Source organism: Micromonospora sp. NBC_01638 (assembly GCF_045209745.1).
GTDB lineage: Bacteria > Actinomycetota > Actinomycetes > Mycobacteriales > Micromonosporaceae > Micromonospora.
In genome coordinates, this window is sequence record NZ_CP109273.1 from 4,762,664 (window position 1) to 4,784,152 (window position 21,489).

Consider the following 21,489-nt stretch of genomic DNA (forward strand, 5'->3'; position numbering starts at 1 on the left):
CATGTCGTACGAGCCCGGCGAACTCCGCGATGACCTGCGCAAGCGCCGGATCTGGAGGGTCGAGTTGCGCGTCGACGACCGGACGAGTTGATCGTTCTGCTGGTGTGGCGTTGTGGCAGGCCCGGCGGGAGGACCGGTTCGGGCTGGACCAGGTGATGAAGTTCGGCGCCGGTCCAGGCCTCGATCGGGATCCGTTCGAAGAATGGGTTCGAGGACCGGTTAGGGCTGTGTCGCGCGGGATCAGGATTGGGAGACGGTGTAGTCGCTATAGAGCTCGGTGAAGTCAATGGTGACCTCGCCGTCTGGGTCGTCCGTGAACCGGAGGTCCCAGACGAGGGAAAGGATGAAGGTGCAGTCTTCGACGGCCCAGGCGTCAAGTTGTATCAGGCTGTCGCCCCACTGGTCGCTTTGGACGGCGGTCGCAGTGAAATCGGCGGACAGGGTCCCGGTGAGGTCCACGTGGAAGAGATGGCCGTCACGGGCGTGGTCGGTGAGTTCGAGAGAGACCGTGAGCCGGTCTGTGGTGGCGGGCATCCAGTCGGCGTCCTCCGACCCTCTCTGGTGGAACCGTTGGGTCACCTTGTCGGTGAGCTCGTCCAGCAACTGATTCATGCCGGTGGACACGGCGTGGGCCAGATTGCCGCCGCAGAGCGACGCAATGATGGCCTCGGCGGCGCGGCCACGGGCGTCGAGGGAGAGCGGCACAGTCGTGTCGTTGATGTCGAAGCTCCGGTCAACCAGGTAGTCGGCGGCTTTGTCCTCATCAAGCAGGGCCAGGGTCTGCACGATCGCTGGAGCGTGGTCCAGGAACTCCTGCCGGGCCTGCGGCCTCGTCAGGTCCGCGGTCGCGGCTTCGGTGAGAGCGCGACCGACGGCGACGGTCGTAGTGTGGTCCTGCACCCGGCGGACCACTAGGGGAGCGCACCGTCGCGCCTTCTCGAGGTACCTGGACACGGCAGGCACTTCGAGGTAGTCATCGTCGCGCTTCTCGTTGTTGCAGGAGGCGCAGATCGGCGCGAGGTTCTCGGGCGTGTGCAGGTCGAAGCCGGCGGGCAGATTGTGAAGGCCGATCAGCTCCGCGAGACGAGCTGGACTCACGGTGCGCGCGATGATGTGGTCGATCTGGGCGGTGGTGACAGTGAGTGGCTCGTTCCGCCAGTAGCAGCGCCAACCCCACTCCTGCAGCAACGCCAGCCTGAGCAGGCGGTCGTCGCCGCCGCCGTAGCGGACACGCGGGGCGCGGCGGCGGGCGGTCATTAGGCGGTTATCCGGCCCGGACCGCGGCCGGCATCGGCGACCGGCCCGTTTCCCTGAGCGTGCACCAGCTCGGCGAAGAGTGCCTGGATGCCCGCTGGAACGGCTCGCTGGTGAGGGCGTCCCGCAGCAGGCCGGCGTAGCTAACCGCCACGGTGTCGTCGGAAGTCCGGGTGTCGTTCAGCCAACCGGGAACGCGCATGCGGAGCATGATAGCCAAAGCCGAGCGCCTGCTCTGCGGTATCGCTGAGCGCGCCGACCGGCTCACAACGCTGCAGGTCGCCGGCGCGACTAACAAGCCGCGGAGACCGCAGCCGTCCCATGCTGAACTGAACATGCGTACGACGGCGTCTGTTCATCCGGTGAAACTCGCCGTGGTTGGAGCAAGATATGGCCATTGCTTATCGATCTGCGACCGGGCGCGGTCGCAGATCGGCAATGGAGGCGAGGCCGTGCCCGCGTCGGCGTACGGGAGCACGTGACCAGGTAGGTACGGATGAACGAGGCCACCTGAGCCTCAGCCTGGTGCACGTCGCTGCCGTGAAGGCAGCCGGACAACCCCTACTACCGCGCCGCTTCCGCTCCTCGCCGCTGCGCGGCTGCGGTGCGGGTCGGCTTGGTCCCGAATCACTACCGGGGCGCTCGCCGAGAACCGCATCGACGCCGGCAGGTCGTGCGAGCGCCAGCTTGGCCTCCAGGGCCACGACGCCAGGCCCCGCACCACTGATCCACGTCGAGGTCTTCTTGATTTGGGGGGCGTGGGCGGGCACGGCGGATTGAGGGCCGTCCAGTCGTACGGGGTTGGGCATGCGACCCGTACGTCAACAGTCCGGCAGGTGCCGGTAGCCCCGGATGCTCACGTCGCCGGCAACGCCCAGGGTGCACTGTGGCGGCAATGGACAGCGATCAGCCCGCCTGGCCCCGGAAGGCGCGGCACCGTGCGCACAATCGGCCGGCCCGCCCGCATGCGGTGCTGCTCCGGCTCTCCGACGAAGAGAAGGCCTCGATCGAGGCGGCGGCAGCGGCTGCACAGCTGACTCCAACGGGCTACGCGGCGAAGGCCGCCGTCGCCGCCGCGTCTGCCGGCCAGGCGCCCGGCGGTGTGAACAGTGACCTGCGCGACCTGCAACACGAGCTGTTCGCCTGTACGGTGCCAAAACTAGATTCCGGCTGCTGACCAGCGGTTTTAAGGATTCGTTCAGGCGGCTCGGCGGTACTCGTTGATGATTCCTCCCAGCCGCCGTCGGCGTCGGACGACGCCGTCGATTGGCACGACGACGTCCGGGTCATGGTTGGGTGGCATCTGTCCGTGGCCTTGGTGCGGCCGGTGATCATTGAAGTGTCGGACGTACTCGGTCAGTACCGTCCTGGCGTGCCGTTCGCTGTAGATGAGGAGGTGGTCTGTGCACTCCTCGCGCATGCTGCGGCCCCAGCGCTCCACGAAGCAGTTCGCCCTCGGTGTGCGCGGCGGCGTCTTCACCACCCGTATGCCGTCTGCGGTCAGGACCGCGTCGAAGCTCCGCCCGTACTTGGTGTCGCGGTCGCGGATTAGGAACCGGAAGTCGCTGGTGCGCTCTCCGAGGTCCATGAGCAGGTTGCGGGCCTGCTGGATCACCCATGCCTGGGTCGGGTGCTCGGTCACGCCGAGCAGGTGTACCCGGCGGGTGGCGATCTCCATGACGACCAGCACGTACAGCCGGCGCAGCCACACGGTATCGACGTGGAAGAAGTCGGTGGCCAGCAGGCCGGTGGCCTGGGCGCGCAGGAACGTTCGCCAGGAGGTGTCGGTCTGGCGGGGTGCGGGGCCGAGGCGGCCACGTGCCAGGATTCGGCGGATGGTGCCGAGGCCGACGCGGTGGCCCAGTCCGAGCAGCTCGCCCTGAATTCTCTTGTGGCCCCAGCGGGGATTGTCCCGGGCCATCCGGCGGATGAGCTCGCGGATCTCGTCGCTGACGGGTGGTCGGCCGCCGCGGTGGGGGTAGGTCCAGCGGCGTTGGACCAGCCGGCGGTGCCAGGCCAGCAGGGTCGCCGGGGTCACGATCCGGTGGATGCGGACCGCGCGGGGCAGGCGGCGGGTAAGCGCGGACAGGATCGCCCGGTCTGGCCAGGACAGTCGTGGTCGGCCGTGGATCTGACGGCGCAGCACCGCGACCTCGTGGCGCAGGGCCAGCAGCTCCGCGAGCACCGCGCGGTCGCTGCGAGCCGCGAGGAGCAGAGCGTCGAACAGGCGGATCGCGACCAGATAGATCAGTTGGAAGACCATGACCACGAAGGTGCCTCATTCCCGCGAAGCCCCAGCTCACAGCAGGTGCGACAGGTATTGGCACCGTACACGCCTTCAACGTCCGGAGCGTCCGCTGCGGGTGGCTCGTCAATCACCGGATTTCCTTCCCCACATCACCAGCCCGCCGCCCAGGCTCATCCGGCGTACGGTCACGTCCTCGGCCCCGGCCGCTTTCCAGGCCGCGACCGTCCACTCGACGGGGTAGCGGCGATAGTGCTCGCTGATCGAAGGCCCGAGGAAACGGCCCACCTCGGCCCACTCGCGCCCACCCGTGACGAAGCCCGCGACGGGCAGCACGGCGCGGGTGTACCCGATCCAGCCGGCCTTCCACACCGGATTGCTGGGGACAAGAAACTCCAGGCTGGCGACTGCCCCGCCGGGCCGCACCACGCGGAACAGCTCCTGCAACGTGGCGGCCGGGTCGGCGACATACCGCAGCAGGTAGGTGAAGGTCAGGGCGTCGAAGCTGTCATCCGGGAACGGCAGTTGCTCGGCCCTTCCCAGCACGAGACGGATCCGGTTGTCCCGCTCGCGCCGGCTGACGCGGCGTTGACCGCGGAGCAGCATCTCCGCGCTGACATCGATGCCGGTCGTCGTCACATCGCTGCGGTCGGTGAGCATCAGCGAGACGCCGGCGGTACCGGCGGCGACGTCCAGCACCCGCCCCGAGGAGCCGTTCATCCGCAGCACGGCGTCGACCATCGCACGTTGCCAGCGATGGTTCTGCCCGAACGAGAGCACCTCGGCGAGCAGGTCGTATCGGGCAGGCAGTCCCTGGAAGAGTTCCCTCGCGAACACGTTCGGCTCGGTGCGGGATCGCTGTAGGCTGTCCATACCGCCTCCTCCCTCACGGGGGTATGACTCACTGTATGCGACGTCACGACGCCATAGTGGTCGGCGCGGGCCCAGCCGGTAGCATCGTCGCGCTCGTCCTGGCCCGCGCTGGGGCGAGGTCGCGCTGGTCGACCGGCGGGTGTTTCCTCGGGAAAAAGCCTGCGGCGACCTGGTCGGCCCCCGCGGCGTCCACCTGCTCAACGAGTTGGGCGTCTCGATTCCGGGCGCGCGGCCGCTCGGGGACATGATCGTCGTTGCGCCGAACAACCAGCGGGTGCTGCTGCCCGCCCTGCCTGGAAGCAACTACGCCGACCACGCCATGGCCGTGACGCGCGAAGTGTTCGATGCGTGCCTGTTCGACATGGCGATCGCGGCTGGCGCCCACGCCGTGCACAAGCGCGTCACCGGGCTCCTGTACGAGCAGGATGTGGTCGACGGCGTGCAGTTGAGCGGCGGCGCTGCAATCCGGGGGGACGTGGTCGTGGGCGCGGACGGCGCCACCAGTTCGGTCGCACAGCAGGCGGGGCTGGTCGACTCCGCGAAGGCGCTGTGGGGGTTCGCGCTGCGCGGCTACCTGGACGCGGAGGTGGACCTGCCGCACATCGTGCTGTGGGAGCCTCGACCCTGGCGCCTCTTCCCCGGCTACGGCTGGGTCTTTCCGACGTCGGGCAACGGGGCAAACGTGGGCCTCGGCCTGGCGTTCGGGAACGATCGCGGGGCGAGCCGGCGTGCCGGCGAGCAGTTGGATGACTTCCTCGCCCATCTCACGCGCCAAGGGCTGGTACCCCGGTCCGACGTGCGCTCCCGTACCGGCGGCTGGCTGAAGATGGGTGTGCTGGGCACGGTACCGGCCGGTCGGGGAGTACTTCTCGTCGGTGACGCGGCCGGTCTCATCAACCCGTTGCAGGGAGAGGGAATCGCTCAGGCCATGGCCAGCGGGTGCGCCGCCGCGAACGCCATCCTGGCGGCCGGACCGCGCGACGCCAGCCGCCACTACCTCACCTACCTCGACAACGCCGTGCGCCACCATCGCGCGAACGCGCCGGTGCACGCTGGCATGGTCAAGCATCCGCTCGCGGTGTCGGTCACATCGCGGGTACTGTCGGTGCCGGGAATTGACCGGGTGGTCGCCGGTGCGTGGGGGTTGTACTGGAACGACCTAGCCACGGACGCGCTACCCAGCCGACACCGGCGGCTCGCGATGGCATCCACGCGCGCCATCAGTGCGGCTGTCCGGCGCAGTGCGGCGGCGAACTGGTTCGCGACTCAGTTCACGCCGGCCGAACCGACGCCCTTCGCAGCTCAGCGCAGCCTGAGCTAGCACGTGTACCATGCCGGCCGACGTGATCGCCACGTCGCGCCGATGCTGGGAGCGCGGCGATCTTCTGACCCGGCTTGCCGCCGACGCGCTGCCCATGGCATTGCCGATCCGGGGCCCGTCGGTCAGCGAGATCGCCGTCGGCCCCCATCGTCGGTGACTGGACTTACCGGTGGTTAAGCGCCGCGACAATGAGGGCGTTCCGGGTCATGGTGTGGAGGCCAGCCGCCGCAGCCGGCGGCTCCACCACGCGGGACGGGTGTGGGCCTGCCTCCGCAATCGCCGGTGCTCCCAATGCTGGAACGCGATGAGTACCGGCACGAGTCCGAGCATTGCCATCGGTATGTGCACGCGCGCGGTGCGGTTCTCACGGACGATGGCGAGCAGGCCCGTCGCGCCGGAAAAGTAGAGGATCGGGTTGTAGAAGGGCATCAGCTCGGGCCCCAGGCCCTCGCAATCCTCCAACCAGGGCAGACCTGCCTTTGTGCCACGAGTCGGCCAGCCGAGCAGGTGAGCCGAGTTCGCGGCCAGCCCGAAGCCGTTCGCCGCCGCCAACAGTTTGTCAGCGGACGCATCGCGACCGCTCGCTACCCAGACGCCGCCGGTAACGAGTGTCCAGAAACCCGTGGCGGCGTATGGACCGAATACCGAGGCGAGCGGCAGACCGACGCCAGCTCCCAGCTCGAAGACGACGTGTGCCGCCAGGCTGGCGACGGTCAGCCGCGTCAGGGGGCGGCGCCCCGCGGGCTCTGTGGTGCTTCGATTGCGACGACCGCGCCGCGAACGACCTCCGGTCATCGCCGGCGGTCGTCTCCGACGCAATATGTACCGGGCAGGAGAGCCTGTCATGTCGCTCCACTCCTCATGACGATGCCCGCCGGGCTCTGCGTGATCGTGCTGACCGGTGCTGTCACGGCCGCCCGCGCTCTTCAAAGCCGGCGCCGGTTGGCGGCGAGACTTGGTAGAGCGTGCGGACAGGCACGTCGCGATGCAGTCGATCGGTCGCGAGGTGCAATGTCCGTGTTGTTCATCAGCAAGAGCTCCGGTACGTCCCGCGGCCTGATCTCACCCAGCACGGTGTGCACAGTGGCAAGTGGGATCAGTGCGTCCGGCGCCGCGGCGTCGACCAGTTCGTGCGGAAGGTGACGCACGAAAGCGATGGTGTCGGTCAAGGTAGCGGCCATGTCATCGAGCCTCAGCCGACGGACCGCAGGGGCGAGGGTGGCGACATAGGCGCTGGGGTCCGGCCGGTGTCGGTTCTGCAGGATGGCAGCTACGACGGCAACAACTGTCGGTGTCTGCCAGCCGCCGCAGTTCGGTCAACAACAGCTCGCTGCACACGCCGCTGTCACCAGCGCCATTGTCCGCCCTGACGGCGACGAGCACTGCCCTTGGCCAGTCAGTGATGCCGTCGGCCAAGGATCCCGTCAGCCACCATCCCGCCATCATGCCCCCTTGCCCCAGTTGATCGGATCTACCCCGTTTGCGGCCAGGCATTCGCCAAGAGCCACGATTCGGCGGATGGATGATCGTCGGCTCGTTCCGGTGGGCCCCCTTATCGAAATGATCGTGGAGGCTGGTCTGACCATCCGCCCCGGAAAGCGACTGTCGGTACTCGTCGACACCATCGGCGCCGAAGCCCGCTGCGTCCCGTCACGCTGGCCGCAGCGGCTTTCGATGGCAGACCGAACGGCGGAGTCTGGCCTATGACCTGTATGGGGGAGGGGATTGGGTGAGGTTCCCCCTGCGGACCGGACACCCTGAGCCCAGACAGTGGTCTGGGGAAGGATGGCCTGGTGCCACGTCCATCGAAGTACCCTGAGCAGTTCCGTAGGGACGCTGTTGAGCTGGTCCGCTCGTCGGGTCGATCGCTGCGTGAGGTCGGTCAGGAACTCGGCGTCAATCATGAGACGCTGCGGAATTGGGTGAACGCCGCGAAGACCGCCGAGGCCGGCGGTCGCGGTCGCGGCGAGGTGCCGGTGAGCGCCGACGAGCGTGAGGAGCTGCGTCGGCTGCGTAAGCAGGTCGCCGAGTTGCAGGTCGAGAAGGAGATCCTGCGCAAGGCGGCCGCCTATTTTGCCAAGGAGATGGGTCGATGACCCTCCGCTACCGGTTCATCTCCGAGCACCGCGCCGACTACGGCGTGCAGCGGCTGTGCCGCGTCCTGGCGGTACGACGTCCCGGCTTCTACGAGTGGCTGACCGCCCTGCCGGCCCGTGAGCAGCGTGCCGCGGCCGAGGACCAGCTCGCCGCCGAGATCGCCGCCATCCACGGCGGGCACCGTGGCGCCTACGGCTCCCCGGGAGTGGCCGTCGAGCTGCGCCGCCGTGGCCGGCGGGTCAACCGCAAACGGGTCGAGCGGATCATGCGCGAGCGGGGCATCGTCGGGATCACCCGCCGCCGACGCCGCTCGCTGACCCGGCAGGACCAGACGGCAGCGCCGGCGCCGGACCTGATCGGGCGGGACTTCACCGCCGACGCCCCCGGGCAACGCCTCGTCGGGGACATCACCTACCTACCCACCGCTGAGGGCTGGCTCTACCTGGCCACCACCATCGACCTGCACACCCGCGAAGTCATCGGCCACGCCATGGCCGCACACATGCGCGCGGACCTCGTCGCCGACGCCGTCACCCTCGCCCACCAACGCGGCCTGGTCGACCCGAAAGCGATCTTCCACTCCGACCGCGGATCCCCCAGTACACCTCTACCGAGTTCCGCACCACCCTGACCAGGCTGAACTTGCGGCCGTCGATGGGACGGGTCGGCTCCTGCTACGACAACGCCGTCGCCGAATCGTTCTTCGCCACCCTCAAAGCCGAGATCGGCACCCGCGTCTGGGCCACCCGAGCCGACGCCCGACGAGACGTCTTCGCCTACCTCACCTACTACAACCACAACCGTCTACACTCGACACCCAACCACCACACGCCCCACGAGACGCGCGCCTGCTACCGTCAAACCCACGCCCTCGCGGCATGAAACCCTGGTGTCCGGTCCCGGGGTGGAACCTCAGGGCTAGCGCTATCAGTCTTCGACACGTCCCGCAATGACAATCCGGCTTGAAGACCTCCGGTCCCCTTGCGCACGCTCGTCGGCACGTACGCGCGTCGCCACTCGCCACGCGGCTGCGATCATGATGCACGGCCTGCGGCTACTTGAGTGCGCGTCCTCGCGTTACTGAACCAAGCGCCGAACCTCGGTCCGGGCGCCGGGTACTTCGTCGCTCCGAACGGTGCGCTTGGTCGCGTCGAGATGATCGACGCGGTGGTCTGCCGCTTGGGCTGGCCCGGCCCATTCTCGGCGCCCGAAGACGCCCTCCATCGCATCCAGCGTCGGCTTGATCAGGTTGTCGAGGTCCCACACCTCGTTGGCGTTGCGCGCTTCAGGCGTACGAAACTCGACGAGAACCGAGAAGCGTTCCGCCCACGGACCCAGGCCAGTCCTGGTGAATGCCTCGCGGACCGCGGCCTTCCACGCAGCCTCGGCTGCCGACGAGTAGCTCGCCGGTCGGCCCACCACGTCCACGATGACGAGCGTCTCGAACCTCATGAGAGACCATGATGGCCACCGCAGCCCCTGCAACGAAAGGCTCCCGCCCTCGTCGCGGCAAATCCGGACGTTCACAGTCCCTCGACTGCGAGTGGGCCGCTCTTGAGTCGTACGAGCGCAGTCCATTCCCGGGCTATCGCGGACGAGGGGTCGAGGCCCCCGTCTGATCGTGCGCAGAACGGCAGCCACTGCCAATCTTCGGCTCCCGGACAGGCCAGGGGGATCCAGCGGATGAGCAAGTCCTCGAAGGAGGTGGCCATGGTCCGGCCGTGGCCTTCACCGTCGTCGTGGCTGAGGTAGACGACTCGGCCGTGCGCGTCATCGTCCAAGTCCAGCGCTAGGTAGTCGCCGTTGCCGACCTCCATAAACGGCAACTTGTGATGCCAGACCCTGTCGTAGGAGTCACTCGGGTCCGGGAACACGTCGTCAACCCATCCTCGGACTGCTGTCATCAGATCGGGCAGACCGTTGAGTGACCAACACAGGTTTCCGGAAAAGATCTCGCGGAACGGACCGGGGAAGGTGTGCTCAGCCGGCGCGAACCAGGCGAACTCCACCCGGCTGGCGACGGTCGTCAGGCAGTGGCGCAACGACGTCGGCAGCTTGCACCCCAGTTGGCCCTCTACCGCATCGACCTCGCCCGGCGAAGCCGGCGAATCGACCACCAGCGGTCGGGTGTCGAAGCCCTGCGCCGCGAGAGAATCCAGGATCTCCGAGAGCCGGCCGACTGCCACCGTCGCGTTCACGAGCGAAGTGTGCCACTGTTGCCGACTCCCGACACCGGTCCCCGGACCAGCGCGCGACTTGCGGCAGATCCGGATGCGGCCTGACTCACGCAGAGTACCCTTCGCGATCGGTACCGATCTTGGTAGCGTTCGGCCGTGACTGATGACCGCACGGTCGTTCGCTGTTTCGAGCCCTACGCCGATCATCTGGCCTTTGTCATTTCGGACGCGGAGGCGACCGAGGACATCTTTGACGGAGACACCTGGGACAAGGCCGATGACACCTGGCGCATCTCTGTAGAGCGTCACTCCATCGTGGTCGGAACGGCCCGCTATGACTACGTACCGGTGAGGCTGGTACTGCTGGATACGCCTCCCGAGGATGAATCTCTCGACGCCTTCGACCACGTCGTCGAAGCAGACATTCTGGTGCCCTCGGGGAAGATGGCAGTGACCGGTGCCACGGAGCTTCCGAGCGAGGTTGAACCTATGCCGCTGCCGGCAGGTCGATACCGGGTTCGGGTCGCCTACGCGCAGACAGACCGCCGGCCAGCCAGGTTTGATCTGGAAGGTGTGGGTGACCATCTGGAGTACCAAATCACTATGTGGCCGACCGATGCAGACCGCCGCGTGTACGTCTTGAAGCAAGGCCCCTCGCCTTGGGCGTACTGACGAGTACGCACGAAAGGCGCCGCACGCGTAACGACGGACTGTGGCACCCGGGGATAACAGCTGGCGAGGCTGGCAGCTTGTGAGTCGTGGTTGCGCGGTGACCAAGTCCAGTGGGTACGGGTGCGGTGGAGCGGCGCGGCATGGGGCGCTCAGCACGCCTCTGGTCGGCGGCTTCAGAACCAAGTCCACGGGCGGGCGAGTCGCCACAGCCGTCCACGCCAGCGCGCACGCTGAGGGTGCAAGAAGAGTTCGATGTCCTCCAAGGCGTCGGTGGCAGTACCCTTAACATGAGGGCGGACACGCCGTTCACGCAAGGCGGCGACGACCAGCCCTTCGTCAAGTCGACCGTAGACCCTGGCCAGGTGTCCGAGGCAGGTGGCGGCGAGCGTCTGCACCTGGTGGTCATTGTGATCCAGCAGGGCCAGGTAGAGATCCTGCGACTCTTTCCAATCGCCGTCGCCGTATAACGCGCACCCCACCATGGCATTCAGGGCAGCGCTGATGTCTTCGCGATCGAGAGCAGTCCGCACATCGGCTGGCGTAGCCGACGGAGGATTGTGAAAGGTGTGATGCTGGTGGCTCATGCCTCATATCTTCGATCACCGCTGCTGCGAGCCTTCGCCATGGGCAAGCGCCAGTGGCATGCTCTTCCGGTGTTGAGGCAGTTGGACGACGGAGTCGAGATCACCGCCGAGGCCGGGCTTGGGTCGGTCCGTCTTCGTTGCGCCGGGCGACCGTGGGACGACGAGGTACTTGACCTGCGGTGCGAGTTGGCCGATGACGGCGTCAATGCTCTGGCCCGGGTTCGGACGCTCAATGGTGACGGGATCTTGTCGTGGGCAGCCGAGCTCGCTGAGTCGTACGCGGGGTGGGACGACGTGCGAGCGTGGGAGTCACTAGCCTCGGCCCTTCGTTAAGGGTTGTCCAAGGAGTGGGCCGGAAACGCAGAAGTGCCTTCTGATCAGGGAAAATAGGGCTTGTCGAGAGTCCTGTTAACCCGTCACGGAAGGCACTTGCTGGGTGAAGGCTACCGCAACACGTCCGAAGATCACGGTGACCGGGGACGGGCGGGGCGTGGTCGGTCACGCCGGTGCCCGGCTGATCGCCGATCTCGCTGACGCGACTGGTTTGACCAGCGCATTCAGCCAAGCGTTGGCCGGGCTACGGCAGCGGCAGCGGCAGCGCGGGCACGACCCGGGCCGGATCGCGGTCGACCTCGCCGTGGTGCTCGCTGACGGGGGCGAGGCCATCGCCGATCTGGCGGTACTGCGTGACCAGGCGGCCCTGTTCGGGCCGATCGCGTCCGACCCGACCGCGTGGCGACTGTTATCGCAGCTCGACGCCACGATGCTGGCCGAGCTGCGGGCCGCCCGAGCTCATGCCCGCGAGATCGCCTGGGCCCAGCACGCCGACACCCGCGGCGACCTGCCACAACCGACAGTCGCCGGCCAACCGGTCGACGGCCTGGTCCTCGACATCGACGCGACCATCGTGATCTGCCACTCCGACAAGGAATCGGCCACCCGCACGTGGAAGAAGACCTTCGGCTTCCATCCGCTGCTGTGTTTCCTGGACAACACCGGCGAAGCCCTCGCCGGCCTGCTGCGCGAGGGCCGGGCCGGCTCGAACACCACCACCGACCACATCACCGTCCTCGACCAAGCCCTCGCCCAGATCCCCGACGCTCAGCGGCACGGCACCCCGATCCTGCTCCGCGCCGATTCGGCCGGCTCCAGTCACGGCTTCCTCGCCCACATCAGGTCCTTACGCGAACACCACCTCGACATCCGATTCAGTGTCGGTGCCGCGATCACCGAACCAGTCAGGGCTGCGATCCGGGCCGCGACCGGCTGGGTCCCCGCCGTTGATACCAGTGGTGACCTGCGTGAACATGCCGAGGTCTGCGAGATCACCGGCCTGTTCGACGCCGCAGGCTGGCCTGAAGGCACCCGGTTCCTGGTCCGCCGGGAACGCCCGCACCCCGGCGCCCAACTGAGCTTGTTCGACACCATCGAAGGCTGGCGGCACCAGGTCGTGGCCACCGACACCCCGCCCGGCACCGGGAGTATCCAGCACCTGGAGGCCCGGCATCGGGCACACGCCCGCGTCGAAGACCGCATCCGCACCGGCAAGAACACCGGCTTCGGCCGGTTCCCGTCCCGGATCTTCGCGATCAACCAGGCCTGGCTCCAACTCGCGCTGACCGGCATCGACCTGCTCGCCTGGACCCAGGCTCTGCTACTGGACGGCGATCTGGCCACCGCCGAACCGAAGAAGCTGCGCTACCGGCTGCTGCACGTCGCTGCCCGGATCACCCGCACCGCTCGGCGGACCCGGGTCGCTATCGCCGCGAACTGGCCCTGGACCGATGCCCTGACCAGCGCATTCAGCAAGCTTATGGCGTTGCCCCGGCCCACCGGCTGACCCTTACAACTCACGCCTCGACCAGCAGCACGGAGGAACCCGGCCTCGCGCCGGACTCTTGGCGTACCAACAAAACGCCATCAACCACGCGAATCGAACTCATCGAATCCCGGCTATCGGCTGACGTCCAAGTGAAAGACCGAGGCTAGTCATGGACTGGCAGAAGCACCGAGCCGAACTGAATCAGCAAGATCCCCTCGCCGCACCGCCGCCGCCAGACCTCATGGGCACTTCTGAGAGGCTTGCGACCGTAGTGCTCGTCGAAATGCAAACCGCGGCCGCAGCCGGCGAAGAACCAACGGTGGCATTAGACGAAAACCTAATGGCCGCCGTTAAGGTGATCAGCCAGTCTCGACTTCTGCGCCTACAAACCGACACGGAATCGATCAGGGACTAGGGGCCGCAAAGGCGGCCGGCGCTCGGTGGAGCGGCCGACGGCCGCATCACCCCGATCGAGGTTGACGAGAACGGGCTCCTTCCGCAGGTCATCATCCTGCCGCAGAGCGGCGCCTATCTCGGTGCCCGCGTGCACCCCTGCCCACTCGTGCAGTAGCGCTATGTTCGTTGTGACGGCAAGGACGACCCGCCAACCTTCCAGTACGACGGGTCGCTCCCAGGGCTATTGCGTAGTGGGGTTGCCCCTGGTCAAGGCAGGATTGCTGGTGGTCACGGCGTCGATCAGGTCGTGTGGGCGGTGGTTGGCGCGTCGGGTGGCTTCGGCGATGTTCGTGGCGCCGTTTGTGCGGTGGTAACCGATCGAGGTGTTACGGAGTGTCGCGAAGACGGCGGGGCCGTTGCCCGTCCGGGCTTGGTGAGCGTCTTCACGTAGTGTCACATCTCTGACGTAATGCAGGCGGTTCTCGATGTGCCATTCAGACCGCGCCCAGGTGCCGAGGTCGGCGGGTTGAGCCTGCTCGGCGGGCAGGGACACGGTCAGGTATGCCGCTTCGCGGCTGGTGTTGCCCTTGATCGTGCGGGTCCGGGTGATTCGGACGGCCTGCTGCGCGTGGGGAAACGCCATCTCGCCGGGAGTGGCCACGGTGACGGTTTTGACGGTGCGGGTTTCCTTGCGGCCGTGGCCGGTCTCGAGGGTCTGGGAACCGATCGGGATCTGCGCCCACGGAAGGGATTTGAGCTGGTTGTGCAGGGTCGGCTGGTTCCCCTTGACCGTGACCATCAGGTGCCCGCCGTCGGCTGCGAGGAGTTCCGCGTGCCCGGTCTGGGCGTGCAGCGCGTCCGCGACGACCAGGACGTCTTGCAACGATCCCAACTGGGCGGCGACCAGACGCATCAGCGGAGTGAACGCCGGGATCTCATTGGACTTCGCGTCGATCCGCACCTGGGCGAGCACGACACCAGTGGAGGTGTCGTACGCCGACAGCAGATGAACTTGCCGCCCGTCAGCGAGCCGGGCGCCCCGTTCGACCTTGCCGTCGACGGCGATCACGAGCCGCCACCGCCGCCCGGCCATGGTGACCGGCGCTGTTCGGGCCAACAGCCACCGGGCCAGCACCCGTGAGAGCACATCGGCGTCGATGCGGATCAGCAGCCGCCACACCGTCGTGGCCGCCGGTACCCGGTCGCTGAAACCGAGCCGATCCCAGACCTCCTGGTCCTGATTACGCACCCAATCGGTCACCGACGCGAACGTGCACGCCCCGGCCAGCACCGCGCAGACCGCCACCGCCAGGATGCTCACCAGCGAGTAACGGCAGCCACGCGGATCACGCGGGTCAGGGATCGTGGACAACACCTCGAACAAGCCCTGACGATCACCTTCAGTGACCACGGCGGGGAGTGTGCCGGTGGGTCGGTGCGGGAGCAGGATCTCGGTGGGTGATGATGACATCGGCGGGTGCGGTCCTTCTTCTGGGTCATGTGGTCTTCGCAAACACCATGATCACCAACGGGCCGTACCCGTCCTACATGGACCCACCCTCGACCGGTCCCACATCAAACCCCAGCTCAAACACCCTTCAACCGACTACGCAATAGCCCTGGGGCTACCTACAACGAGGCCGAGCGACGCTGAGGCCGTGACGACCGCGTGGTCGGCGCCGTCGGGTCTGGTGCGATCGCCGCTATGCCGTGCTCGCCGCTGGAGTAGCTGGTCCAGGCGCGCGGTGAATCGGCACCATGGCAAGCGGCCGGTGAAGCCGTGGCAACGGCGGTTGCAGGACGGTGTTCAGCTCGTGGGGGATAGCCGGCCTGTCTCGGAGCCGTGGGCGTTCAGAAGCACGAGGACTTTTCCGTCGAACCCAGCTCGTCTGGCCGTCGTGACCCATTGTTCGATCGGCACGCTGTCGGCGCAGAACGCGAGCGTGGCTGCTCTTGCGGTGGCGAGCAGGGTGCCGCCGGCAGCGGTGATCCACCGACCGCTGTGGTCGTTACAGCCGTCGGATCCGTGCCACTCGCCGTCGGCCGTGAACTCCAGGTAGGCCGCCTTGTGTCCGCTCTTGGGCGCCCAACGGCCTATCAACTGGCGCTCATCGGCGGGGACGAGCGTCGCCGGTAGTGCGACGGCCGGTGTCAGGGCCCGTCGCGCTTCGTCGGTGACCATCGGCGGCTCCAGCACGGAGTCGGCCTTGTCGGGCTCGGGGGTAGGTGTCGCCCCGGGGATCAGCCGGGCGACCGCTTGCCCTCGTCCGTCCAGGAGTACGGGCAATCCCGCCCCGTCGAACTGGTATGCGGTCCGGAATTTGTCAAGTCAAACTGAGACGGTTTGTGCCTCGGTTGTTGGCTGGTTGATCCAGGCTTTCTCGGGGAGCTGGGGTGCGCGGGGCCGGCGGGTGAACCGGTCAGGGTGCTGCGTGTAGGCGGCGTTCAGGGTGGTCTGGCGGTGCCGGCGGATCTGGTCGGCGGTGCCGTAGTGCACCGACGCGGGCGTGTGCCAGCCGATCCCGGAGTGGCGGTGCTCGTGATTGTAGGCGGTGAAGAATGCGTCGCAGAACGTGCGGGCGTCGGTGAGGGATCCGAACCGGGCGGGGAAGTCGGGCATGTACTTCATCGTTTTGAACTGGGCTTCGGAGTACGGGTTGTCGTTTGACGTGCGTGGCCGGGAATGCGAGCGCAGGACACCGAGGTCGACGAGCATTTCCGACACCGGTTTCGAGGTCATGGCGCCGCCGCGATCGGCGTGGATGGTGTGCGGCTCGATCCCGTTGGCGGTGACCGCGTCAGCCAAGAAATCGCGGGCCACGATCGCGTCCTCGGCGGCCGCGACGAGCCAGCCGGTCACATACCGGGAGTAAATATCAATGATGACGTGGCATTTGAACCAGACGCCTTTGACGGGTCCTTTCAACGCGGTGGCGCATCCGGGAGACCTTCCTTTTCTGCGGGTGCGTTCACGGTGCGCTGACGACTGTCAGCAGCACGGCGGTGTCCTCGACGGCGAGCAGTTCATGGCGTTCGCGGGGGATGATGACGTGGTCTCCCGCTTGGCCCGTCCATTGCTGTGTGGGCGTGGTCAACTGGGCTCGACCCCGCAGTACCTGCAAGGTGGCTTCGCCGGGGCTGTTGTGTTCGGCGAGGCGTTGACCGGCGATCAGCGCGATGACGGTTTGGCGGAGCTTGTGCTCGTGGCGGCCGAACAGGGTGTGAGCGCTGCGGCCGCTGTGCGCGCCGCGCGCTGCGGCGAGAAGCTCGTTTGCGAGTGTGTCGAGGTGGGCCGATTGCATGGGGTACGCCTTCCTCCGTCTTTCAGCAGGTGAGCAGTAGCACGCCGGCTGACAGTAGCGTCGTGACCTTGACCAGTCCGCTGTAGCCTTGGACGGTACTGAGGCGGCGAAACCTGCCCTTCGGGCAACTCGAGGCTGCGCAGTGCGACACCGACGAATCCGTTCTGTCGCTGCGTACCGACACGTCCGCCATGCCGGCTGCCCAACCGCGGTCCGTACTGTTGACAAGGCGTTGACAGTCGGGGAAACCGCAAGCTCATACCGCGTCGTCGTCGGGGATTGGGCCGAATGTTGCGGACGCCTTGCGGAGCGTGTCTGATTCCAGTGTTCCACTCGCCGTCAGCTCCTGGATCACGCGTAGCGCGATTGAAGGCCCATCGATACGGAAGTGGCGGCGCAGCGCCTCGCGGGTGTCGGACATGCCGAAGCCGTCGGTGCCCAGCGACGCCCACCGGTCGGGGACGAACCGAGCGATCTGATCCGGCACCGCGCGCATCCAGTCGGATACGGCCACCACGGGGGCGGGGTGTTCCTGGAGGCGACGGGACAGGTAAGGGACACGGATCGGTTCGTCGGGATGCAGGAGGTTCCATTGGTCGGTGTCCAGGGCGTCGCGGCGTAGCTCGGTCCAGGACGTGACTGACCAGACGTCGGTGTGGATGTCCCACTCGTCGTGGAGTAAGCGTTGTGCTGCCAGCGCTGCCGAAACGGTGATGCCTGAAGCCAGGATATGCGCCGTCGGGCCATCGGCGTCGTCGGCGCCGCAGATGCGATGCATTCCGGCCAAGATCCCTTCTACGTCGACGTTCTCCGGTTCGGCCGGTTGCAGGATCGGCTCGTTGTAGAGGGTGAGGTAGTAGAAGACGTTTTCCTGCGGCTCGCCGTACATGCGGCGCAGGCCGTCGCGGACGATGTGGCCGAGTTCGTACGCGTAGGCCGCGTCGTAGGCCAGGCAGGCCGGGTTGGTGGAGGCGATCAGCAGTGAGTGGCCGTCCTGGTGTTGCAGGCCCTCACCGTTGAGCGTGGTCCGGCCGGCGGTGGCGCCGAGCAGGAAGCCGCGGGTCATCTGGTCGGCGGCCGCCCAGAAGCCGTCGCCGGTGCGCTGAAACCCGAACATCGAATAGAAAATGTACAGCGGGATCATTGGTTCGCCGTGGGTCGCGTAGGACGTGCCGACGGCTGTCCACGACGCGGTGGAACCGGCTTCGGTGATCCCCTCATGCAGGAGTACGCCGCTGCGGGACTCGCGGTAGCTCAGCAGCAGATCCCTGTCCACCGACGCGTACGTCTGCCCGTGCGGTGAGTAGATCTTCTTGGTCGGGAACAGAGCGTCCAGTCCGAACGTACGAGCCTCGTCCGGGATGATCGGCACGAATCGGTGGCCGATCTCAGGGTCTTTCATCAGGTCCTTGAGCAGCCGGACCAGTGCCATGGTCGTGGCTACCGGCTGGTTGCCTGATCCGCGTTTCACGCTCGCGTAGGCGGCCCCACCGGGCATGCTGAGCGGTCGACTTGTCACCGTGCGGGTGGGAACGAAGCCGCCCAGCGCACGGCGCCGCTCCATCATGTACTGCCACTCGCCGGACCTCTCGCCCGGGTGAAAGTATGGCGGAAGGTTCGGGTTCTCCTTCAGTTGCTTGTCGCTGATCTCAAGGTGCAGCCGGTCCCGGAAGCCCTTCAGGTCGTCCAGGGTCAGCTTCTTCATCTGGTGCGCGGCGTTGCGGGCCTCGAAGTGCGAGCCCAGCGTCCAGCCCTTGATGGTCTTGGCCAGGATCACCGTCGGCTGGCCGGTGTGCTCGGTCGCTGCCTTGTACGCCGCGTACAGCTTCTTGTAGTCGTGCCCGCCGCGCTTGAGGTTCCACACCTCGTCGTCGGTCATGTTCTCGACCAGCTTGCGAGTGCGCTGGTCACGGCCGAAGAAGTTCTCCCGCACGTACGCGCCGGACTCGCCCTTGTACGTCTGGTAGTCGCCGTCGGTGGTGGTGTTCATGAGGTTGACCAGCGCGCCGTCGGTGTCCGCGGCGAGCAGCGGGTCCCACTCGCGGCCCCAGACGACCTTGATGACGTTCCAGCCGGCGCCGCGGAAGAACGCCTCCAGCTCCTGGATGACCTTGCCGTTGCCGCGGACCGGACCGTCGAGGCGCTGCAGGTTGCAGTTGACCACAAAGGTCAGATTGTCGAGCTCTTCGCGGGCCGCCACCCCGATCGCGCCGAGCGACTCAACCTCGTCCATCTCACCGTCGCCCAGGAACGCCCAGACGTGCTGCTGGCTGGTGTCCTTGATGCCGCGGTTGTGCAGGTAGCGGTTGTAGCGCGCCTGGTAGATCGCGTTCAGCGGGCCGAGACCCATGCTGACCGTCGGGAACTCCCAGAAGTTCGGCATGAGCCGGGGGTGCGGGTACGACGGCAGGGCGCCACCCGGGTGCGAGAGCTCCTGGCGGAAGCCGTCCAGGTCGTTCTCGCCGAGCCGGCCCTCCAGGTACGCGCGGGCGTACATGCCCGGGGACGCGTGGCCCTGGAAGAAGATGTGGTCGCCGCCGCCCGGGTGGTCCTTGCCGCGGAAAAAGTGGTTCATGCCGACCTCGTAGAGGCTTGCCGACGACGCGTACGTGGAGATGTGCCCGCCGACACCGATCTCCGGGCGCTGCGCGCGGTGCACCAGCATCGCGGCGTTCCACCGGATGTACGCCCGGATCCGCCGCTCGACGAACTCGTCACCGGGGAACCAGGGCTCCTGCTCCGGCGAGATCGTGTTGATGTAATCCGTCGACGTCAGCGGCGGCACCCCGACCCGTCGCTCCCGGGCCCGTTCGAGCAGGCGCAACATTACGTAGCGGGCGCGCTTGGCGCCACCTTCGTCGATGACTCCGTCGAGCGACTCGACCCACTCGCGGGTTTCCTCGGGGTCGATGTCCGGAAGTTGGCTCGGCAGGCCGTCGCTGATCACCGGGCGCCGTTTCGGCGTGTGGTTCATCGTCATCCTGTTCTAGACGTCGGCCGGGCTCATCTGCACGCGACCCGCTCGATCGGCTCTGGTGGATCAGAAAGTGCTGTTGCGGTGGGGCGTCACGCCGTCCAGGGGACTGCGTCGATGAGCTGAGCGGCCGGGAGGCGAGGCGTACGCGGCGGCGTACCGGACTGCGGTTCGGCAATGCCGAGCCGCAATGCCAGATAGGGATGGTCGAAGGTCCGCAGCATGCGTCGCAGGGCTTCCCGGGTGGCAGGCACCGAGACGACATCGCTGAGCGGCAGCACCGACACATTCAGCGCGGTGGCGGTGAGCCACACCGTCGACAGGGCTTCACCGGCCTCCAGCCAGCGCTCGGCATCATCTTCGTCGCCGTAGAGCAACGCGTAGGTCGCCGCGCGGTCATGCCCTGACCCGGTGGGTAGCGTCCCTAGGTGACCGAAGCGACAGCCTGGCACCGTCGTCTGCGGACAGTGGTCTGGCAGTACAGCAGCGGGTAATCCTGAGCCCTCGGGCATCGTTCTGCTGGTCCAGTACTCCAGTTCGGCGCGCGCGAATGCGTCCTTCGCTGCCGCGGTGACGGCCCTTGAGGCGGCCGCCGACAGGTCAAACACCTGATCGGGGGATAGCACGTGCAGTCGTACGCGCTCACCGGCCGATGCGGCGACGGCGCGGATGACAGCTGGGGAGAGGGGTTGTTCGCTGACGGGCCGCCGGTCGGTGTACCGCCTGCGCATGGCGTGCGCCTGATGTTGCGCCTTTGGAGTGATCTCGACGCGATCGAAGGATGTCAGCGTGGCGAGCAGTTCAGGCGTCGATGTACTCGACGTTCGACGGACGTGCGATACCCAGCCCTGAGCAGCGAGGGAGACGCGGACGTGATCAAGGACCACTCCGCAACTGAGCATCAGCAGCCTGCCGTCCGGGTCCATGGCGCTCAGTTGACGGCTGCGATCGGCGAACAGTTCCAACCGTGCAGGATGCACGCGCCAGCGCCATGGCTGCGTGTTGAGCACGGACGGCGCATGGCGGACGGCCTGAATCGCCGCGTCGACAAGTGCATCGGTCAGTTGCTCGGTGTACGAGGTCGAGGAGTTCATCTCTTGTCCTTCGTGGTGGCGTCATCTCCAGCGGTCGATGCCCTGGGGCAGGGGCGGGCTCGGCTAGAGCGTCATTCCTTCGGCCGGATGCGCAGCTGCCCTGCCCGGTTTGTCGGCGTGGGCGCTCGCCGCAAGCACGCCTGGTGTCGCCGGCACGATCAGCACCGGGCATGGGGCGTGTTGTAGGCATTCGTGACTTACCGAGCCCCGTACCAACCCCGCGATCCTTCCGTGGGTGGGTCCGCCCAGAACGAGCAGCTGAGCTGAGCCGGCAGCATGCAGGAGTTCCGCGACCGGACGACCTTGCAGTACGCGCGGCTTTATCGGTGCCGATCGTCCGCGCTCGTCGGTGACCTCCACGAGGGTGTCCATCAGCACTGTGTCCGCGGCGGCGGCCAGATCCTCGCCGGCGGCGGCCATCGATGCGCACTCGTAGCCGTAGTAGAACGCTGCCTCCGGTGCCCACACGATGACCGTCTCAACGGTGGCCGTCGTTCGTTCCGCCTGGTCCAAGGCCCATCGCAGAGCGGCTTTCGAACCTGGTGAACCGTCAACGCCGACGACGATCGGTCGTTGTTCCGGCTGCTGCGGACTGCGGTTGTGGATCATCATGCGCCTCCTGTCCTGGGGGCCGGTGTCCGGCTGCCATGCCTGGCGCGTTAGGAACGGAGCGTGCTG

Annotated in this window: 25 protein-coding genes; 10 read left to right on the plus strand and 15 right to left on the minus strand. The window is 67.1% G+C overall.

All coding sequences use genetic code 11. The features are described from left to right. Positions 1–240 precede the first annotated feature (240 nt). Together OG811_RS22465 and OG811_RS22470 are read right to left on the minus strand one after the other, a co-directional pair. Positions 241–1,257 (minus strand): HNH endonuclease, encoded by a 1,017-nt coding sequence (locus OG811_RS22465; protein ID WP_406068453.1) that lies wholly within the window; start codon positions 1,255–1,257, stop codon positions 241–243. 7 nt (positions 1,258–1,264) lie between these two features. Further along, positions 1,265–1,456 carry a hypothetical protein gene (locus tag OG811_RS22470; RefSeq protein ID WP_406068455.1) on the minus strand — a complete coding sequence of 64 codons (192 nt, stop codon included), beginning with the start codon at positions 1,454–1,456 and terminating at the stop codon, positions 1,265–1,267. A 693-nt stretch (positions 1,457–2,149) separates the two neighbouring features. On the opposite strand from OG811_RS22470, the gene OG811_RS22475 reads away from it, so the two are divergent. Further along, positions 2,150–2,431 carry a hypothetical protein gene (locus tag OG811_RS22475; RefSeq protein ID WP_406068457.1) on the plus strand — a complete coding sequence of 94 codons (282 nt, stop codon included), beginning with the start codon at positions 2,150–2,152 and terminating at the stop codon, positions 2,429–2,431. A 21-nt stretch (positions 2,432–2,452) separates the two neighbouring features. Here the strand turns inward: OG811_RS22475 and OG811_RS22480 are convergent, their stop codons facing one another. Both OG811_RS22480 and OG811_RS22485 read right to left on the minus strand, forming a co-directional pair. Further along, positions 2,453–3,517, minus strand: coding sequence for an integrase core domain-containing protein (locus OG811_RS22480; protein WP_406068459.1), 1,065 nt, complete (start codon positions 3,515–3,517; stop codon positions 2,453–2,455). A gap of 108 nt (positions 3,518–3,625) precedes the next feature. Beyond that, complete coding sequence (locus OG811_RS22485) at positions 3,626–4,372, minus strand: class I SAM-dependent methyltransferase (RefSeq protein ID WP_406068460.1); 747 nt, start codon at positions 4,370–4,372, stop codon at positions 3,626–3,628. Positions 4,373–4,511: 139 nt separating this feature from the next. On the opposite strand from OG811_RS22485, the gene OG811_RS22490 reads away from it, so the two are divergent. Further along, positions 4,512–5,693 carry an NAD(P)/FAD-dependent oxidoreductase gene (locus tag OG811_RS22490; RefSeq protein ID WP_406068461.1) on the plus strand — a complete coding sequence of 394 codons (1,182 nt, stop codon included), beginning with the start codon at positions 4,512–4,514 and terminating at the stop codon, positions 5,691–5,693. A gap of 10 nt (positions 5,694–5,703) precedes the next feature. Then, positions 5,704–5,850: a hypothetical protein gene (locus OG811_RS22495; RefSeq protein WP_406068463.1), complete on the plus strand. Its 147-nt coding sequence runs from the start codon at positions 5,704–5,706 to the stop codon at positions 5,848–5,850. Positions 5,851–5,897: 47 nt separating this feature from the next. On the opposite strand, the gene OG811_RS22500 is transcribed toward OG811_RS22495, so the two are convergent. Next, positions 5,898–6,488 carry a hypothetical protein gene (locus tag OG811_RS22500; protein ID WP_406068464.1) on the minus strand — a complete coding sequence of 197 codons (591 nt, stop codon included), beginning with the start codon at positions 6,486–6,488 and terminating at the stop codon, positions 5,898–5,900. A gap of 998 nt (positions 6,489–7,486) precedes the next feature. On the opposite strand from OG811_RS22500, the gene OG811_RS22505 reads away from it, so the two are divergent. From OG811_RS22505 to OG811_RS22515, 3 genes are read left to right on the plus strand one after another with little or no spacing between them, the layout of a single operon-like run. Continuing rightward, positions 7,487–7,789: a transposase gene (locus tag OG811_RS22505; protein WP_405433550.1), complete on the plus strand. Its 303-nt coding sequence runs from the start codon at positions 7,487–7,489 to the stop codon at positions 7,787–7,789. Then, a complete protein-coding gene (locus tag OG811_RS22510; RefSeq protein ID WP_406068466.1) occupies positions 7,786–8,421 on the plus strand; it encodes an IS3 family transposase in 636 nt (211 codons plus the stop codon). The genes OG811_RS22505 and OG811_RS22510 overlap by 4 nt, the downstream gene beginning before the upstream one ends. A gap of 23 nt (positions 8,422–8,444) precedes the next feature. Continuing rightward, a complete protein-coding gene (locus tag OG811_RS22515) occupies positions 8,445–8,672 on the plus strand; it encodes an integrase core domain-containing protein (RefSeq protein WP_406068468.1) in 228 nt (75 codons plus the stop codon). 195 nt (positions 8,673–8,867) lie between these two features. Here OG811_RS22515 and OG811_RS22520 read toward each other — a convergent pair whose 3' ends face one another. Continuing rightward, entirely contained in the window at positions 8,868–9,242 is a 375-nt protein-coding gene (locus OG811_RS22520) for a RusA family crossover junction endodeoxyribonuclease (RefSeq protein WP_406068470.1), read from the minus strand. A 71-nt stretch (positions 9,243–9,313) separates the two neighbouring features. Beyond that, positions 9,314–9,988, minus strand: a complete 675-nt coding sequence (locus OG811_RS22525) for an SMI1/KNR4 family protein (RefSeq protein WP_406068472.1) — start codon at positions 9,986–9,988, stop codon at positions 9,314–9,316. A gap of 135 nt (positions 9,989–10,123) precedes the next feature. On the opposite strand from OG811_RS22525, the gene OG811_RS22530 reads away from it, so the two are divergent. Then, entirely contained in the window at positions 10,124–10,639 is a 516-nt protein-coding gene (locus tag OG811_RS22530; RefSeq protein ID WP_406068474.1) for a hypothetical protein, read from the plus strand. Between the two features lie 173 nt (positions 10,640–10,812). On the opposite strand, the gene OG811_RS22535 is transcribed toward OG811_RS22530, so the two are convergent. Next, positions 10,813–11,223, minus strand: coding sequence for a hypothetical protein (locus tag OG811_RS22535; protein ID WP_406068475.1), 411 nt, complete (start codon positions 11,221–11,223; stop codon positions 10,813–10,815). A gap of 39 nt (positions 11,224–11,262) precedes the next feature. Between OG811_RS22535 and OG811_RS22540 the strand changes: the two genes are divergently transcribed. The 3 genes from OG811_RS22540 (at position 11,263) to OG811_RS22550 (ending at position 13,460) form a co-directional block, all read left to right on the plus strand. Beyond that, positions 11,263–11,556, plus strand: a complete 294-nt coding sequence (locus OG811_RS22540; RefSeq protein ID WP_406075869.1) for a DUF6228 family protein — start codon at positions 11,263–11,265, stop codon at positions 11,554–11,556. A 103-nt stretch (positions 11,557–11,659) separates the two neighbouring features. Further along, the gene (locus OG811_RS22545) at positions 11,660–13,063 is read left to right on the plus strand and encodes an IS1380 family transposase (RefSeq protein WP_406068013.1); all 1,404 of its coding nucleotides are present in this window, start codon (positions 11,660–11,662) and stop codon (positions 13,061–13,063) included. Between the two features lie 151 nt (positions 13,064–13,214). Further along, complete coding sequence (locus OG811_RS22550; RefSeq protein WP_406068477.1) at positions 13,215–13,460, plus strand: hypothetical protein; 246 nt, start codon at positions 13,215–13,217, stop codon at positions 13,458–13,460. 222 nt (positions 13,461–13,682) lie between these two features. On the opposite strand, the gene OG811_RS22555 is transcribed toward OG811_RS22550, so the two are convergent. The 7 genes from OG811_RS22555 to OG811_RS22585 all read right to left on the minus strand — a co-directional run bounded on the left by OG811_RS22555 (position 13,683) and on the right by OG811_RS22585 (position 21,423). Next, a complete protein-coding gene (locus OG811_RS22555; RefSeq protein ID WP_406068478.1) occupies positions 13,683–14,912 on the minus strand; it encodes an ISAs1 family transposase in 1,230 nt (409 codons plus the stop codon). 336 nt (positions 14,913–15,248) lie between these two features. Then, positions 15,249–15,623 carry an META domain-containing protein gene (locus OG811_RS22560; RefSeq protein ID WP_406068479.1) on the minus strand — a complete coding sequence of 125 codons (375 nt, stop codon included), beginning with the start codon at positions 15,621–15,623 and terminating at the stop codon, positions 15,249–15,251. 147 nt (positions 15,624–15,770) lie between these two features. After that, the gene (locus tag OG811_RS22565) at positions 15,771–16,367 is read right to left on the minus strand and encodes a transposase (protein ID WP_406068480.1); all 597 of its coding nucleotides are present in this window, start codon (positions 16,365–16,367) and stop codon (positions 15,771–15,773) included. Between the two features lie 43 nt (positions 16,368–16,410). Continuing rightward, entirely contained in the window at positions 16,411–16,743 is a 333-nt protein-coding gene (locus OG811_RS22570) for a cupin domain-containing protein (RefSeq protein ID WP_406068481.1), read from the minus strand. Positions 16,744–16,999: 256 nt separating this feature from the next. Next, positions 17,000–19,717 carry a pyruvate dehydrogenase (acetyl-transferring), homodimeric type gene (aceE, locus tag OG811_RS22575; RefSeq protein WP_406068483.1) on the minus strand — a complete coding sequence of 906 codons (2,718 nt, stop codon included), beginning with the start codon at positions 19,715–19,717 and terminating at the stop codon, positions 17,000–17,002. 92 nt (positions 19,718–19,809) lie between these two features. Further along, on the minus strand, positions 19,810–20,811 hold the full coding sequence (locus OG811_RS22580) for an Acg family FMN-binding oxidoreductase (RefSeq protein ID WP_406068484.1): 1,002 nt from the start codon (positions 20,809–20,811) through the stop codon (positions 19,810–19,812). A gap of 63 nt (positions 20,812–20,874) precedes the next feature. Beyond that, positions 20,875–21,423 (minus strand): universal stress protein, encoded by a 549-nt coding sequence (locus tag OG811_RS22585; protein ID WP_406068485.1) that lies wholly within the window; start codon positions 21,421–21,423, stop codon positions 20,875–20,877. Between the last annotated feature and the right edge of the window lie 66 nt (positions 21,424–21,489).

Coding starts and splice junctions, on each gene's coding strand:
- OG811_RS22570 (WP_406068481.1), bottom strand. CDS start 16,743: ATGCAATCGGCCCACCTCGACACACTCGCAAACGAGCTTCTCGCCGCA.
- OG811_RS22485 (WP_406068460.1), bottom strand. CDS start 4,372: ATGGACAGCCTACAGCGATCCCGCACCGAGCCGAACGTGTTCGCGAGG.
- aceE (WP_406068483.1), bottom strand. CDS start 19,717: ATGAACCACACGCCGAAACGGCGCCCGGTGATCAGCGACGGCCTGCCG.
- OG811_RS22475 (WP_406068457.1), top strand. CDS start 2,150: ATGGACAGCGATCAGCCCGCCTGGCCCCGGAAGGCGCGGCACCGTGCG.
- OG811_RS22550 (WP_406068477.1), top strand. CDS start 13,215: ATGGACTGGCAGAAGCACCGAGCCGAACTGAATCAGCAAGATCCCCTC.
- OG811_RS22510 (WP_406068466.1), top strand. CDS start 7,786: ATGACCCTCCGCTACCGGTTCATCTCCGAGCACCGCGCCGACTACGGC.
- OG811_RS22585 (WP_406068485.1), bottom strand. CDS start 21,423: ATGATGATCCACAACCGCAGTCCGCAGCAGCCGGAACAACGACCGATC.
- OG811_RS22560 (WP_406068479.1), bottom strand. CDS start 15,623: ATGGTCACCGACGAAGCGCGACGGGCCCTGACACCGGCCGTCGCACTA.
- OG811_RS22555 (WP_406068478.1), bottom strand. CDS start 14,912: ATGTCATCATCACCCACCGAGATCCTGCTCCCGCACCGACCCACCGGC.
- OG811_RS22495 (WP_406068463.1), top strand. CDS start 5,704: ATGCCGGCCGACGTGATCGCCACGTCGCGCCGATGCTGGGAGCGCGGC.
- OG811_RS22500 (WP_406068464.1), bottom strand. CDS start 6,488: ATGACCGGAGGTCGTTCGCGGCGCGGTCGTCGCAATCGAAGCACCACA.
- OG811_RS22520 (WP_406068470.1), bottom strand. CDS start 9,242: ATGAGGTTCGAGACGCTCGTCATCGTGGACGTGGTGGGCCGACCGGCG.
- OG811_RS22465 (WP_406068453.1), bottom strand. CDS start 1,257: ATGACCGCCCGCCGCCGCGCCCCGCGTGTCCGCTACGGCGGCGGCGAC.
- OG811_RS22480 (WP_406068459.1), bottom strand. CDS start 3,517: ATGGTCTTCCAACTGATCTATCTGGTCGCGATCCGCCTGTTCGACGCT.
- OG811_RS22535 (WP_406068475.1), bottom strand. CDS start 11,223: ATGAGCCACCAGCATCACACCTTTCACAATCCTCCGTCGGCTACGCCA.
- OG811_RS22515 (WP_406068468.1), top strand. CDS start 8,445: ATGGGACGGGTCGGCTCCTGCTACGACAACGCCGTCGCCGAATCGTTC.
- OG811_RS22540 (WP_406075869.1), top strand. CDS start 11,263: ATGGGCAAGCGCCAGTGGCATGCTCTTCCGGTGTTGAGGCAGTTGGAC.
- OG811_RS22470 (WP_406068455.1), bottom strand. CDS start 1,456: ATGCGCGTTCCCGGTTGGCTGAACGACACCCGGACTTCCGACGACACC.
- OG811_RS22580 (WP_406068484.1), bottom strand. CDS start 20,811: ATGAACTCCTCGACCTCGTACACCGAGCAACTGACCGATGCACTTGTC.